This window comes from Geminocystis sp. NIES-3708, from assembly GCF_001548095.1.
Taxonomy (GTDB): Bacteria; Cyanobacteriota; Cyanobacteriia; order Cyanobacteriales; family Cyanobacteriaceae; genus Geminocystis.
This window is the reverse complement of the sequence record NZ_AP014815.1, coordinates 3,601,325-3,613,769: the sequence shown is the minus strand read 5'-3', so window position 1 is coordinate 3,613,769 and position 12,445 is coordinate 3,601,325. Positions and strand designations below refer to the sequence as shown.

Sequence of the window (12,445 nt, the reverse complement as noted above, 5' to 3'; positions counted from 1 at the left end):
TATGAAAAACCAAATTAAAAGTAAAAATATTGTGACGACGGTTTCTTTGTTAGCAATGTTAACCACAGGATGTAATCAAGAAAAAACCCAAGCTCCTGCACCAACTGCTATACCTGTTAATATAACCACAGCACAACAGGCTCAACTTATTGATAGTACTGAATATGTAGGTACATTAGAGGCTATCCAGAGAGTTAATTTAGCCCCAGAAATTAATGGTAGAATCAAGCAAATAGCTGTTCAAGAAGGGGATTTTGTTAATCAAGGAGAATTAATAGCAGAATTAGAGCCTACTCAACAAGAAGAAAATGTCTTTGCGGCTGATGCTAATGTCCAAAGTCAAATAGCGGCTTTTACTCAATCTCAATCGGAATTAAGACAACGAGAAGGGGAAAAAGACAGTACTTCATCTCAAGTAGCGGGTTTAAGAGCCGATGTTAGTCGTGCGGAAGCAAATTTAAAATCTGCTCTTGCTGATTTACAAAGGGCAACTGCAGATCTAGAATTAGCTAAGGTTAATCATGAACGTTCTACTTTCTTGGTGAACTCTGGAGTCTTACCCAAACAAGATTTAGATGATAAAACAAGAGACTTAAATACCTCTAAGGCAACAGTTTCGGCTCAAAAAGAAGCAGTACAAGCAGCACGATCTCAAGTCCAAACTACAAAAGAATCTCTTAATTCAGCATTAAGTAATTTAAAAGTAGCCAATGAGAGAATACAAGGTGCAAGAGCTAATGTTGCTAGATCAAAAGCAAATATTGATCAATCAAGAGGAAATAAAGGAAGTATCGAACAAGAATTAATTTTCAACAGAATTGTTGCTCCTGTCAGTGGTATTGTAGGTGATTTTAAAAAGAAAAAAGTTGGTGATTATCTTAACAGAGGTGAAACTTTTACGACGATTACCAGTAATAATCAATTTCATCTCAATGTTAATGTACCTAGTGAGAATCTTAACCGTCTGAAAATTGGTCTTCCCGTACAAATTCTCAATGAAGATAATTCTGCTGTAGTTTCAGGTAGTGTGAATTATATTTCTCCTATAGTTGATCAGTCAAACCAGTCTGTAAATATTAAGGTTACTTTTAATAATAATAATATATTTAAGGATGAAAAATATGTTCGTACTCGTATTATTTGGCAAACTAGTCCGGGGGTATTAATTCCTACTAATGCGGTTAGTAGCTTAGGGGGGCAAAAATTTGTTTTTGTTGCTCAACCGGGAGAATCTGAGTCTTCTTTGATGGCAAAACAAATCCCCATTACTGTGGGAAGAATTCAAGGACAAGAATTTCAGGTGCTTTCAGGGGTTCGTCCAGGCGATCGTATTATTACTTCTCGAATTTTAGATTTAAGAAATAATACTCCTGTCACTGAGGCGGAATTAACTTCAAGCACCAAGTAGAGTTTGCTCAATGTGGTTGTAAATACGGGGAATGGGCAATAGTTTTTAAAGACAAAACTTGATTTTTGGTCATTTAAGCTGATAGTTGATTACTGATAGCTACCCCCTCAAAATAAAATACTTTTTTTAGCAGATCCTAATTCTTAAAATACTCGATGTTGTAAACAAGGCATTTGTTGACGTACCTGTTGTAATCTTTGAGGATTAATTTCCGCAATGGCAACTCCTGTTTGAGAGCCTGTGGTAGTTAAAATCGAACCCCAAGGATCAATAATCATAGCATGACCATGGGTAAAACGACGAGCATAATGATTACCAGTTTGTGCAGGAGCAATCACATAGCAAGTATTTTCGATGGCTCTTGCTTGTAATAAAACTTGCCAGTGATCTTTGCCTGTATAAGCAGTAAAAGCGGCGGGGATAAAGAGAATTTCTGCACCTTCACGGGATAAATGACGATAAACTTCAGGAAAACGCACATCATAACAGATCGATAAACCCAATTTACCTAAATCACCGCCATCATAAACAGGGGGCAAACTAGATCCAGCTTTTACAGTGTTAGATTCATGATAATTGTTTCCGTCAGGCACATTTACATCAAATAAATGCACTTTATCATAACGAGCGAGTTCTAAACCATTGGCATTAATTAAAATAGCAGTATTATGAGCTTTAGATTTATCTTCCATTACAGGAGTAGGAAACCCACCACCTAAAATAGTTATTTGAAAACGTTGTGCCATGCGAATCAAGAATTTTTCACTTTTAATGGCTATATTTTCCACTTGAGCAATTTTTTCTTGATCATCACCTAAAAAGGAGAAATTTTCGGGTAAACCAATTAATTTTGCTCCTTGATTAACTGCTAATTCAATTAATTCTTCTGCTTGAGTTAAATTGTTGTCAAGATCAGGAGTGCTAGTCATGCAAACTGCCGCCGCAATATATGATTTCATGTGTAATTTAATGTGCTTAACAAAATAAAGTTTTCAGACCGTTTCTAACTAATAAATTCAAGATAACTTTCAGTTAGTTCTTTCACCGCCAACTCGTAGAACTGTTGACCGTGTTCAGGAGTTGCCAAAGCCGGATTTGATCCCATTCTACCATCAGGGTAGCAACCACGAAAATTACTAGCCCCATAAATTGGATGTCCTTTTCCTACTTGTTCCCCTAAAACTGCGTTTTTAATCACATCAGGATACACAAATTGAGTCAATGCTACTTCTGAAGGGGTAGCATGAGAGCCTTCTTCTTCACCATATAATTTCTTTGCCAACAAATAAACTTCTCTACCCATAAACCAATTAGCGATTTTACATTTAACTTGATCACTATTAACTAAATTTAAACAGTCTAAATAATCATAAATTTGAGAAAAAGCGGCTTTGAGTGTCGCAATATTACCACCATGACCATTGATAAAAAAGAATTTACGAAAACCTGCTTTAGCTAAAGAAGTAACATAATCTTGCACATATACAATTAAAGTTGTCGGACGTAGGCTGATTGTACCCGGGAAGGCAGTATGGTGGAGAGCCATACCTACATTAATTGTTGGTGCGACGATAGTTTTAACGTTATTTGATACCCCTAAAGCCACTTTTTCGGCACAAATGGCATCTGTACCGATTAATCCTGTAGGTCCGTGTTGTTCTGTAGATCCGATCGGTATAATAATAGAATTATTATGTTGTAAATAAGTTTCAACTTCTATCCATGTACATAAATGTAACTGCATTTTTATTTATTCCCACACATTTTGATTATAGTGATTTTAAATTAAGAGTGTAGCAATATTCAACGACAAGAATTTATCACCACAACAGTTGATTTGGCATGATGAATCTTGTTTGTCGCCAATATTAATTAACTAAACAATTTACAACAATACGAAAGCCTCGGTTCAAATGATGATTATTATTTGACACAAATAGTTTAATCAAGTAATGATAATTTTGGCTTAGGTATTATAATCCTTTAATTAATTTCTAATTGTGCATTATTGATGGTTCATGGTATATTGAAAATAATTGAGAAGAATTCTTATTAAAAATAATCTATCGTATTTGCGTATAATCATGACAGAATCAGCAATTCTCGAAGTCAAAGGAGTTAGTAAAAAATTCTCTGGAAATCCAATCTCAGCAGTGAATCAAGTTAGTTTTAATTTACAAGAAGGTGAATTATTAGGATTATTAGGTCCTTCTGGCTGTGGTAAAACTACTTTACTAAGAATTATTGCTGGATTTGAAAAACCTTCTGAGGGGATGATTGAATTAGGTGGGAAAATTGTCACTGGAGGTATCAACTGGGTTGAACCAGAAAAGCGTCATACAGGTATGGTATTTCAAGATTATGCTTTATTTCCTCATCTTAATGTAGCTGATAATATTTCTTTTGGTTTAAAAACGAAAAAACCACGCCCCAATAGTCAACAAATAAAAAATAGAGTTGCAGAAGTTTTGCAATTAGTTGGTTTAAGTGGTTTTGAGAAGCGTTATCCTCATGAACTATCAGGTGGACAACAACAAAGAATTGCTTTAGCCAGAGCTTTAGCACCCCAACCTAAGTTAATCTTATTAGATGAACCTTTAAGTAATTTGGATGTGCAGGTAAGAGAAAGACTTCGCCATGAAATACGTACGATACTAAAAAGTACTAACACCGCAGCTATTTTTGTCACTCATGATCAAGAAGAAGCTATGGCGATCGCTGATAAAATAGGTGTAATGGATCAAGGAAAATTGGCTCAAATAGGTACACCTGAAGAAATTTATACCAAACCAGACTGTAAGTTTGTAGCTCAATTTGTTACTCAAGCGAATTTTTTACAAGCAACAAAACAAGGAGAAGTATGGTGTACAGAATTAGGTGAATGGTGTATTGATACCCCTGTTAGTTTTCATCAAGGGGAATTAATGTTTCGTCAAGAGGACGTAATTCTACAACCTGATGAAGATGGAGTTACAGTGATTCAGGAAAGAGAATTTTTGGGAAGAGAATATCGTTATTGTTTACAAACTTATTCAGGTAAAAGACTTCATGCACGCACAGATGTAAAAACTCAGTTACCTATCGGTGCAAAAGTTAAACTAAATATTATTCCTAAAACTGCTCAAATTTTTCCTCTTGCTTGATATATGTTTCAAAAAATTTTCACCAACAAAATATACTGTACACTTTTTTTAAAATTATGTTGGCATTTTAAAAAACTTTGAGCTATAATATATAAATGTGAAAACAAAGGGGTCGATGCCCGAGTGGTTAATGGGGGCGGACTGTAAATCCGCTGGCTACGCCTACGCTGGTTCAAATCCAGCTCGGCCCATGTGCCTTTGTAGCTCAGTGGTAGAGCACACCCTTGGTAAGGGTGAGGTCACGAGTTCAATCCTCGTCAAAGGCTTTATTATAATTTCTAAAGTACCAAATTAATTTTCACCATAATTTATAGGTATCGAAATACAATTAGGTGACTGATATCATTAAGTACTATTTATTACCAAAACTGTGTTCTTTTCAAGCTATCTTGAGTTAATTATATAGTATTGTTGTTGTTATAGTATTGTTGTTGTTTTAGTTTCGTACGTTTTGTAGTTGACTTTACGATCAGTGAAAGTGCTGAATTTCGTAAGATCATAACTAAAACTTTCAATTAATAAGTATCAATAAGCTTTGCTAACTTACAAAAAACCCACACTCTTTAAGAATTTAAAAAGTATGGGTTTAGATCACATCATTGATATTTTGATTTGGAAAGGCGATTTATCTAAAACCAACCGCTGCTTGCCAAACAAAAGCTAATAACAAAAAGAATAAAGGGATAATGGGCAATACATCTACTAAAGGTTTAAAAATTTCGTAAGCCTCTGGTAGTTTAGCCAATAACATAGTAGCTTCCATAATAAAAAGAGTTCCTTGCTAAACAGATTTTTCTAATTGGTAATCTATATTATCATTATGGGTGAAAAATCTCACCAATTCTTATTAAAATGTAAAATTGTTAATTGTTAATGAGGATGTGATGAAAAAGTTTTTTGCTGAAAATAGCAAGTAACCTGAGTTCAATTTTAAAATAGGTTATAAATGACTTGGAAGAAAGGCTGACAGGGAAATTATATTTTTTGTTAATCAGTTAAATGATTTTAATAATGTAAAAATATTCGGAGTTTTTATATTTGTCCACTTGTCCACCTGCCTTGTTTTGATCATTTTTGCGATGGTAATCCTAACATTTCAGCGTTACTTTTACCCGGTGCTACCATTGGATAACAATTTTGATCCCGTTTTACCTGAACATTTAATAATACAGGACCATCATGCGCTAACATTTCAGTGATCGCACCTGACAACTCACTGCGTTGAGTTACATCCATGCCTTTAACACCAAAAGCTTTTGCTAAAAGAGCAAAATCAGGCATTCCTATTTCCATATTAGAAGAAGAATAGCGTTCACCATAAAAAGTTTCTTGCCATTGGCGAACCATTCCTTGCCAACGATTATTAATGATAACGATTTTAGCTTTGATATTATATTGAGCAAGGGTAGCTAACTCTTGTAAATTCATTTGAAAACTAGCATCCCCACTAATACAAATAACTTCCTCATCAGGTACAGCTACTTTTGCACCCATGGCAGCGGGTAAACCAAAACCCATTGTACCTAAACCAGCACTAGAAATCCAACGATTCGGTCCTGTTTTTAAAAATTGTGCCGCCCACATTTGATGTTGACCTACATCTGTTGTGTAGTAAGCATTAGGAGCTTGGCGACCTACTTCAACAATCACTTCTTGAGGAGAAAGAGAGTCTTCAGGATGAGGTATTTCTAAAGGATAGTTTTGTTTCCAAGTATCAATCTTTGCTAACCAATCGTCAGTTAAAGTATCTTTGACGGGTAAATCTAATTCTCTGGCACGTTGTAAAATTTGCTCTAAGACTTGACGCACATCGCCGACAATAGGAACATCAGGACGACGATTTTTACCAACTTCGGCAGGATCAATATCCACATGAATCACTTTTGCACCAGAAGCAAATTCATCTAGTTTACCTGTCACTCGATCATCAAATCTTGCACCAACGGCAATTAATAAATCACATTCACTAACAGCAAAGTTCGCATAAGCAGTACCGTGCATTCCTAACATACCCACCGAAAGAGGATTATGTTCGTCAAATGCACCTAAGCCCATTAGAGTAGTCGTAACAGGTAGTTGAAAACGTTCTGCTAATTCTTTAATTTGAGCATGGGCGTTAGATAAGATAGCACCACCACCAACATAAAGTAAAGGTTTTTTAGCACAAGCAATTAATTCAACTGCGGCATTAATTTGACGAGGATTTCCTTTAACGGTGGGGCGATAACCTGAAAGCTTAACTTCACCCGGATTTACTGGTACATACTCACATTCTTCTAAGCCGACATCTTTAGGAATATCTACTAAAACTGGACCTGGTCTGCCTGTACTAGCGATATAAAATGCTTCGGCAATAATCCAAGCAATATCTCTAGCATGACGAGCAACGTAGGAATGTTTCACAATGGGTAAAGTGATTCCATAAATATCTGTTTCCTGAAAAGCATCTGAGCCAATTGCATCTCTAGGTACTTGTCCTGTGATAATTACCATCGGAATAGAGTCCATATGAGCAGTAGCGATACCTGTAACTAAGTTTGTCGCACCAGGTCCAGAAGTGCCAAAACAAACCCCTACTTTACCAGTGGCACGGGCATAACCATCGGCGGCATGGGCTGCTCCTTGTTCGTGTCTTACAAGAATATGGTGTAACTCACCTTTGGCTTCAAAACGATACAATTCATCGTAAATAGGTAAAATAGCACCTCCGGGATAACCAAAAATATGCTTAACTCCGTGACGACAAAGACTATCCATCAACGCATAAGCACCACTACATCGGAGAGGAATTACATCTGTTGATAATTTAAAAGAAGGAATATTAGAAGCTACCATAGATTTTCGTATTTAGCAATCTACAACTATGTCTATATCTTGATTGTAGAATTAGTTGTGGATTATGTGTTTATTTTTTTTAATTTGTTACATAATTATCTTTATTTTACCTTAATCTGTGAAAGCCATAAATGATGATTTCTACTGAGAAATAATTAATTTAAGAAAAAAGGTTGCTAAAAATAAAAATACTGGTTATTATAGTAAAGGCATCGCGGGATAGAGCAGCCAGGTAGCTCGTCGGGCTCATAACCCGAAGGTCGGTGGTTCAAATCCGCCTCCCGCCATATTATCAGCTAAAAAAATAAAAAGTTCAATTTAGTAAACTTTGGATAATAATATAATTATTATTTTCTAGCTGTTTTATTGTATGTGTCAACTTTTGGGCATGAATTCTAACGTACCAACTGATATTTGTTTTTCCTTTGAAGGTTTTTGTGCTAGAGGAGGTAAAACTGATGAACATCGAGATGGTTGGGGTATTGCCTTTTTTGAGGATTTAGGATGTCGTATTTTTTTAGATGATAATCCATCCATTAATTCTCCCATTGCTCAATTAGTGAAACAGTATCCCATCAAGTCGAAAAATGTCATTGCTCATATTCGTAAAGCGACTCAAGGAGAAATTGGTTTAGAAAATTGTCATCCATTTCAGCGTGAATTATGGGGAAATTATTGGGTTTTTGCCCATAACGGTAATTTAGATAATTTTGAACCGAACTTAAGAGGAATTTATCAAACTGTAGGTACAACAGATAGTGAAAAAGCCTTTTGTTTATTGTTAGAAACTCTTCGTCAAAGTTTTCCAAATGGTAAGCCAACTTTATTAGAACTTTATCCTATTCTAAAAACGATCACTCAAAATTTATCTCGATACGGAATTTTTAATTATTTACTCTCTAATGGAGAATATCTTTTTGCTCATTGTTCAACTAAGTTACACTATTTAGTTCGTCAAGCTCCCTTTGCGGCTGCGCACTTAATAGATGAAGATGTTACTGTTGATTTTCGAGCTTTAACCAAAAAAAATGATCAAGTCGCAATTATTGCAACTTTACCTTTAACGGATAATGAAATATGGACAAGTATTTCCCAAGAACAATTATTGGTTTTTCAAAATGGTAATCTTATTATGTAAAACTACAAATATTCTTGTTAAGAATAACTCAAATTAATAATATATAACTATTCCATAAAAGATAAAATTTTTTCAAAAACTTGAGCTATTTTTGTCTGGAATCTTTCACGATGTTTTATTTTTAAAAATGGTCTAATCATTTCTAACTTTTTAGAATTTCTCTGATAATTATTAAGCATCACTGTACGATCATCTATTATTTTTACAGGTTTAAGAGTTCCTAGTTTAATCTCTTTTTTGACCATTAATTCAGAAATTCCTGCCGCACATTGAGTCTGTTCTAAAATAGCTTTTATCATTTCTCCTGTATTTAAAATTAGAGTAGTTTTTAATTGCTTAGGATTAATTTCCCAGTTCATTAAGGCTTCTTCTAATCTTTGTTGAGTACCAGAACCAGACTCTCTCATAATCCAATCAGTATGATTTAATTCGCTTAATTTAATTTTTTCTTTTTCAAACCAAGGATGTTGTTTTCCGACGATAATTAACAGTCGATCACTGCCGATTTCTTCTTGGTGTAAAATATCATTAAAACCAGATTTTACTTCCCCTTCTATTAAACCTAAATCAAATTTTCCATTGGCAGTACCTAAAGAAATTTCTTCACTATTTGCTAAGGTACAATTAATATTAATTTGTGGATAAGTTCGTTGAAATTGACTAATTTTTTCTGGTAACCAATAATTACCAATTGTTAAACTAGAGCCAATCTTTAACTCTCCTCTTTGTAAATTATTTAATTCTTTTAATGCTCTTTCTGTCAAGGCAACTTGATCTAAAATTTTTGGTGCTTCTACTTGTAATAATCTTCCAGCCTCTGTAATTTCAATATGTCTTCCTAAACGATGAAATAACTTGACACCATATTCTATTTCTAAATTTTGAATAGCCGCACTAACAGCAGGTTGCGTAACATATAAAGTATCGGCGGCACGAGTAAAGTGTAAATGTTCAGCAACAGCAAGAAATACTCGCAATTGATCTAAAGTCATTTGTGCCATAGTAAATTATTAATATCAAAAAATGAAGATTAAAAAAGGGGATTAAACCCCCAAAATAATTAGTAATAAAATATAAATTTTTCTTTAAAACTTATTACTTATTACTTATTATTTAATTAGTCGATGGGTGCATTAGCTACTTGTGCATCAACTTCTGTTTGAGCAATATTAGGAATTGATAAGGTTGTATCAGTAGCATCAAGTACTTCGATTAGTGCAGGAGGTGCATCTAATATTAATTCTCCCGTATCAGGATTACTACTAATAGTTAAATTTGTTCCGTCAAGAATTCTTACTGCGGCTGGTTGTCCTGTAGGAATTTCTAAAGATGCGACATTAACATCATTAGGAATATAAACTCCTTCACAATCCCAGTTATCGTCGGTTTCTTCTCCAGTACCTAAATACAATAATGTACTAGGTGTGGCTTTTTTAGGATTCCGTACATAAATACCTATGTTTTTACCTGTTTCATTACGGCAAATGCCCCAGTCTTCAGAGGTTTCTAATACATATTTTTGAAATTGTAAATCACTAATAACTTGCTTTAGTTCTTCTGGTGTGTATTCTTTTTGTTGTGGATCTGCCTGAACAGCTAATATAGTATTCAAATTTTCAACGACAACGGGATAGTCGGGACTTTTTTTGGCAATGCGATCAGCTAAAGCTGGGGAAGCAATAAAAATATTTGCGACACACAATAAACTAACGAGCCAAATTTGTAATTTTTTCATCATTTTCTCCTTATGTGTAAGGTTATTTAGAAGAAATCAAAGAATATATATTCTTGATTTTTATTTGTATTATAATTTTACTTTATTTTATTCTGAGAAGTAATTACTTTTTTCTATCTACAGAATAATCTTAGTTTATTTTACTCTAAAAACGATTCAATATTGATTTTACTTGTTTTTTGATATTTTTTCAATTGTATTTTAAGATAATAGAGTGTTTCGTTGGACGATCAATAATACCTCTTTTTTCAAATAATGATAATAACCTAGTGACTGTAACCCTAGTTGTACAAATAGTTTCAGCAATTTCTTGATGGGTTAATCGTAGATCGATCAAAATACCATTTTTTCTCTCTTCTCCAAATTTTTTCCCTAGCCATCTTAGTAGTTGCATTAATGCTTCATTAACTGGGCGATAGTGTTTGATTGTCATTAACTGTTGTATTTCTTGAGTTTGAGAAATTAAGGCTTGATTGATTTCTGTTTGTTGATGTAGCGATAAATAAGTGATTTTGACATCCGTTAAACATTCCATTTTAAAAGAATGGGCTTTAGAAAGTAACGGGGAAATAATATCTCCTTTGCCCCACAAACCAAATACAACCACTGTACCATCATCAAGCCAACTAAAAGTACGAACGACTCCTGATTGAATTTGCCAAAAGCCATCTCTACGTAGAGGTAAAAATGAACGCCTCAAATATATACTTTGATGTTGTTTGAATGTTGTTAAAGGAGTTCCATTTCGTAATATCATAGCAGTCATATATTGAGACCTTTTTTTGATTTTATGACTTCCATTTTTGCACATTTTATTTTAAAATGTATTTGCTTTCATTTTTAAAGTTCTTACAATTGTTTTCTGGATGAAAGATTTTTATTGTAAAAATTAGCTAAAATGCTGATTTTATGTTATTTGATTATCATTTTTATTTATGGATTAAACAAAAAAGACCATTTGATTTTTATGGGTTGTTCAAATTAAAGTGAAAAAAATAAGAAAAATTATTTTTGTTTTAATCATTAATTAAACTTTCTTAGCCTTTCATTATTAGGAAACTCATGACAGATTTATTTATTGCTATCACCAAGGCGATCGCCACTTTTACAGCTACTAATTTAGATGACATCATGATTTTGACGTTATTTTTTGGTGAAGTGAATGTTTTATTTCGTCGTCGGCAAATCGTTATTGGTCAATATTTAGGGTTTATATTCTTAGTTTTAGCTAGTTTACCGGGATTTTTTGGTACTTTTCTTATTCCTAGTTATTTTCTTAGAGGATTAGGCATTATTCCCGTTATTGTAGGGATAGTTTATCTTTACAAAATCGAATCTGAGGAAAGAAATGAAGAGAATGAATTATCCATAAATCATCATCCTTCTAACTGGCTAACTCGTTTAGTATCCCCTCAAATTTATAGTGTTGCGGCTATTACTATTGCCAATGGTAGTGATAATATTAGTGTTTATTTACCATTATTTGCCAATACGAATATTCAAGGTTTGTTGATTACTGTGATTACCTTTTTAGTGTTAGTGGCGGTGTGGTGTTTTGTCGCCTATAAATTAACTAATATTAAGGCGATCGCCAATTTATTGACCAGTTATGGAAATACTCTCGTACCTTGTGTTTTAATAGGTTTAGGGGTATATATTGTCCAAGAAAATTTCTGGTTATCATCTTTAGCCCTAATTATTAGTTACTTATGGGCTATTAATCTCGAACAAAATCGATTTTCCGAAGAAGAATAATTAAATATACTATGTTTTTTAGCAAGTCAACAAAAGAAAGTTCAGCCAAAGCCAAAGCATTAAACCCTTCTCGCACAAGAGATCATTTAGCAAACGAACGAACGTACTTAGCTTGGATGCGTACGTCTGTGGGATTAATGGGATTTGGTGTCGTAATTTTGCGTCTTCGTGCTTTTCATCCTCCCGAATTACCTCGCCCCGGCATTGGTTGGAAAATGGGCTTAGTTTTTTCTGTCGTTGGCTTACTAACGGTTTTACTCTCAACAATCCAATATTTTATTGTTCGTCGTGACATTGAGGAGGATACATATGAACCACCTGACCGATGGGTAATTTTATTTAGTTTAGCCATTACCTTTTTAGGAGCGGGAATTATTTATATAGTATTTACTACTTCCCCTGATCCTAATGATATATTAATGATGTGAATG

The 12,445-nt window shown here is 34.0% G+C and carries 12 protein-coding genes and 3 tRNA genes; 8 read left to right on the top strand and 7 right to left on the bottom strand.

What is annotated here, in order from left to right; genetic code table 11:
- Position 1: 1 nt before the first annotated feature.
- On the top strand, positions 2 to 1,408 hold the full coding sequence (locus GM3708_RS15870; RefSeq protein WP_071827630.1) for an efflux RND transporter periplasmic adaptor subunit: 1,407 nt from the start codon (positions 2 to 4) through the stop codon (positions 1,406 to 1,408).
- Between the two features lie 143 nt (positions 1,409 to 1,551).
- On the opposite strand, the gene GM3708_RS15865 is transcribed toward GM3708_RS15870, so the two are convergent.
- Positions 1,552 to 2,367, bottom strand: coding sequence for a carbon-nitrogen hydrolase family protein (locus tag GM3708_RS15865; RefSeq protein ID WP_066348962.1), 816 nt, complete (start codon positions 2,365 to 2,367; stop codon positions 1,552 to 1,554).
- A gap of 44 nt (positions 2,368 to 2,411) precedes the next feature.
- Positions 2,412 to 3,152 carry a creatininase family protein gene (locus GM3708_RS15860; RefSeq protein ID WP_066348961.1) on the bottom strand — a complete coding sequence of 247 codons (741 nt, stop codon included), beginning with the start codon at positions 3,150 to 3,152 and terminating at the stop codon, positions 2,412 to 2,414.
- Positions 3,153 to 3,492: 340 nt separating this feature from the next.
- Between GM3708_RS15860 and GM3708_RS15855 the strand changes: the two genes are divergently transcribed.
- From GM3708_RS15855 to GM3708_RS15845, 3 genes are all read left to right on the top strand, one after another.
- On the top strand, positions 3,493 to 4,551 hold the full coding sequence (locus GM3708_RS15855; protein WP_066348960.1) for an ABC transporter ATP-binding protein: 1,059 nt from the start codon (positions 3,493 to 3,495) through the stop codon (positions 4,549 to 4,551).
- A gap of 109 nt (positions 4,552 to 4,660) precedes the next feature.
- Positions 4,661 to 4,742, top strand: a tRNA-Tyr gene (locus tag GM3708_RS15850).
- Between the two features lie 3 nt (positions 4,743 to 4,745).
- A tRNA-Thr gene (locus GM3708_RS15845) sits at positions 4,746 to 4,817 on the top strand.
- Between the two features lie 359 nt (positions 4,818 to 5,176).
- On the opposite strand, the gene GM3708_RS15840 is transcribed toward GM3708_RS15845, so the two are convergent.
- Both GM3708_RS15840 and ilvB read right to left on the bottom strand, forming a co-directional pair.
- Positions 5,177 to 5,314, bottom strand: a complete 138-nt coding sequence (locus GM3708_RS15840) for a photosystem II reaction center protein K (protein WP_066348958.1) — start codon at positions 5,312 to 5,314, stop codon at positions 5,177 to 5,179.
- Positions 5,315 to 5,619: 305 nt separating this feature from the next.
- Complete coding sequence (gene ilvB, locus GM3708_RS15835; RefSeq protein ID WP_066348957.1) at positions 5,620 to 7,386, bottom strand: biosynthetic-type acetolactate synthase large subunit; 1,767 nt, start codon at positions 7,384 to 7,386, stop codon at positions 5,620 to 5,622.
- A 213-nt stretch (positions 7,387 to 7,599) separates the two neighbouring features.
- Here ilvB and GM3708_RS15830 point away from each other — a divergent pair.
- Both GM3708_RS15830 and GM3708_RS15825 read left to right on the top strand, forming a co-directional pair.
- Positions 7,600 to 7,673: transfer RNA gene (locus tag GM3708_RS15830), tRNA-Met, on the top strand.
- Positions 7,674 to 7,756: 83 nt separating this feature from the next.
- Entirely contained in the window at positions 7,757 to 8,524 is a 768-nt protein-coding gene (locus GM3708_RS15825; protein WP_066348956.1) for a class II glutamine amidotransferase, read from the top strand.
- 47 nt (positions 8,525 to 8,571) lie between these two features.
- Here the strand turns inward: GM3708_RS15825 and GM3708_RS15820 are convergent, their stop codons facing one another.
- From GM3708_RS15820 to GM3708_RS15810, 3 genes are all read right to left on the bottom strand, one after another.
- Positions 8,572 to 9,525: a LysR substrate-binding domain-containing protein gene (locus tag GM3708_RS15820; protein ID WP_066348955.1), complete on the bottom strand. Its 954-nt coding sequence runs from the start codon at positions 9,523 to 9,525 to the stop codon at positions 8,572 to 8,574.
- Positions 9,526 to 9,641: 116 nt separating this feature from the next.
- Positions 9,642 to 10,259, bottom strand: a complete 618-nt coding sequence (locus GM3708_RS15815; protein ID WP_066348948.1) for a hypothetical protein — start codon at positions 10,257 to 10,259, stop codon at positions 9,642 to 9,644.
- Between the two features lie 190 nt (positions 10,260 to 10,449).
- A complete protein-coding gene (locus GM3708_RS15810) occupies positions 10,450 to 11,025 on the bottom strand; it encodes a Crp/Fnr family transcriptional regulator (protein ID WP_066348944.1) in 576 nt (191 codons plus the stop codon).
- A 296-nt stretch (positions 11,026 to 11,321) separates the two neighbouring features.
- Here GM3708_RS15810 and GM3708_RS15805 point away from each other — a divergent pair, with 296 nt between their 5' ends.
- Together GM3708_RS15805 and GM3708_RS15800 are read left to right on the top strand one after the other, a co-directional pair.
- Positions 11,322 to 12,014, top strand: coding sequence for a cadmium resistance transporter (locus tag GM3708_RS15805; protein ID WP_066348941.1), 693 nt, complete (start codon positions 11,322 to 11,324; stop codon positions 12,012 to 12,014).
- Between the two features lie 11 nt (positions 12,015 to 12,025).
- Complete coding sequence (locus tag GM3708_RS15800; protein ID WP_066348940.1) at positions 12,026 to 12,442, top strand: YidH family protein; 417 nt, start codon at positions 12,026 to 12,028, stop codon at positions 12,440 to 12,442.
- The last annotated feature ends 3 nt before the right edge of the window (positions 12,443 to 12,445 follow it).

Excerpts from the sequence above, each read along its gene's own strand:
- ilvB (WP_066348957.1), bottom strand. The coding sequence starts at position 7,386 with ATGGTAGCTTCTAATATTCCTTCTTTTAAATTATCAACAGATGTAATT.
- GM3708_RS15800 (WP_066348940.1), top strand. The coding sequence starts at position 12,026 with ATGTTTTTTAGCAAGTCAACAAAAGAAAGTTCAGCCAAAGCCAAAGCA.
- GM3708_RS15805 (WP_066348941.1), top strand. The coding sequence starts at position 11,322 with ATGACAGATTTATTTATTGCTATCACCAAGGCGATCGCCACTTTTACA.
- GM3708_RS15825 (WP_066348956.1), top strand. The coding sequence starts at position 7,757 with ATGTGTCAACTTTTGGGCATGAATTCTAACGTACCAACTGATATTTGT.
- GM3708_RS15810 (WP_066348944.1), bottom strand. The coding sequence starts at position 11,025 with ATGACTGCTATGATATTACGAAATGGAACTCCTTTAACAACATTCAAA.
- GM3708_RS15815 (WP_066348948.1), bottom strand. The coding sequence starts at position 10,259 with ATGAAAAAATTACAAATTTGGCTCGTTAGTTTATTGTGTGTCGCAAAT.
- GM3708_RS15870 (WP_071827630.1), top strand. The coding sequence starts at position 2 with ATGAAAAACCAAATTAAAAGTAAAAATATTGTGACGACGGTTTCTTTG.
- GM3708_RS15820 (WP_066348955.1), bottom strand. The coding sequence starts at position 9,525 with ATGGCACAAATGACTTTAGATCAATTGCGAGTATTTCTTGCTGTTGCT.
- GM3708_RS15840 (WP_066348958.1), bottom strand. The coding sequence starts at position 5,314 with ATGGAAGCTACTATGTTATTGGCTAAACTACCAGAGGCTTACGAAATT.
- GM3708_RS15855 (WP_066348960.1), top strand. The coding sequence starts at position 3,493 with ATGACAGAATCAGCAATTCTCGAAGTCAAAGGAGTTAGTAAAAAATTC.
- GM3708_RS15860 (WP_066348961.1), bottom strand. The coding sequence starts at position 3,152 with ATGCAGTTACATTTATGTACATGGATAGAAGTTGAAACTTATTTACAA.
- GM3708_RS15865 (WP_066348962.1), bottom strand. The coding sequence starts at position 2,367 with ATGAAATCATATATTGCGGCGGCAGTTTGCATGACTAGCACTCCTGAT.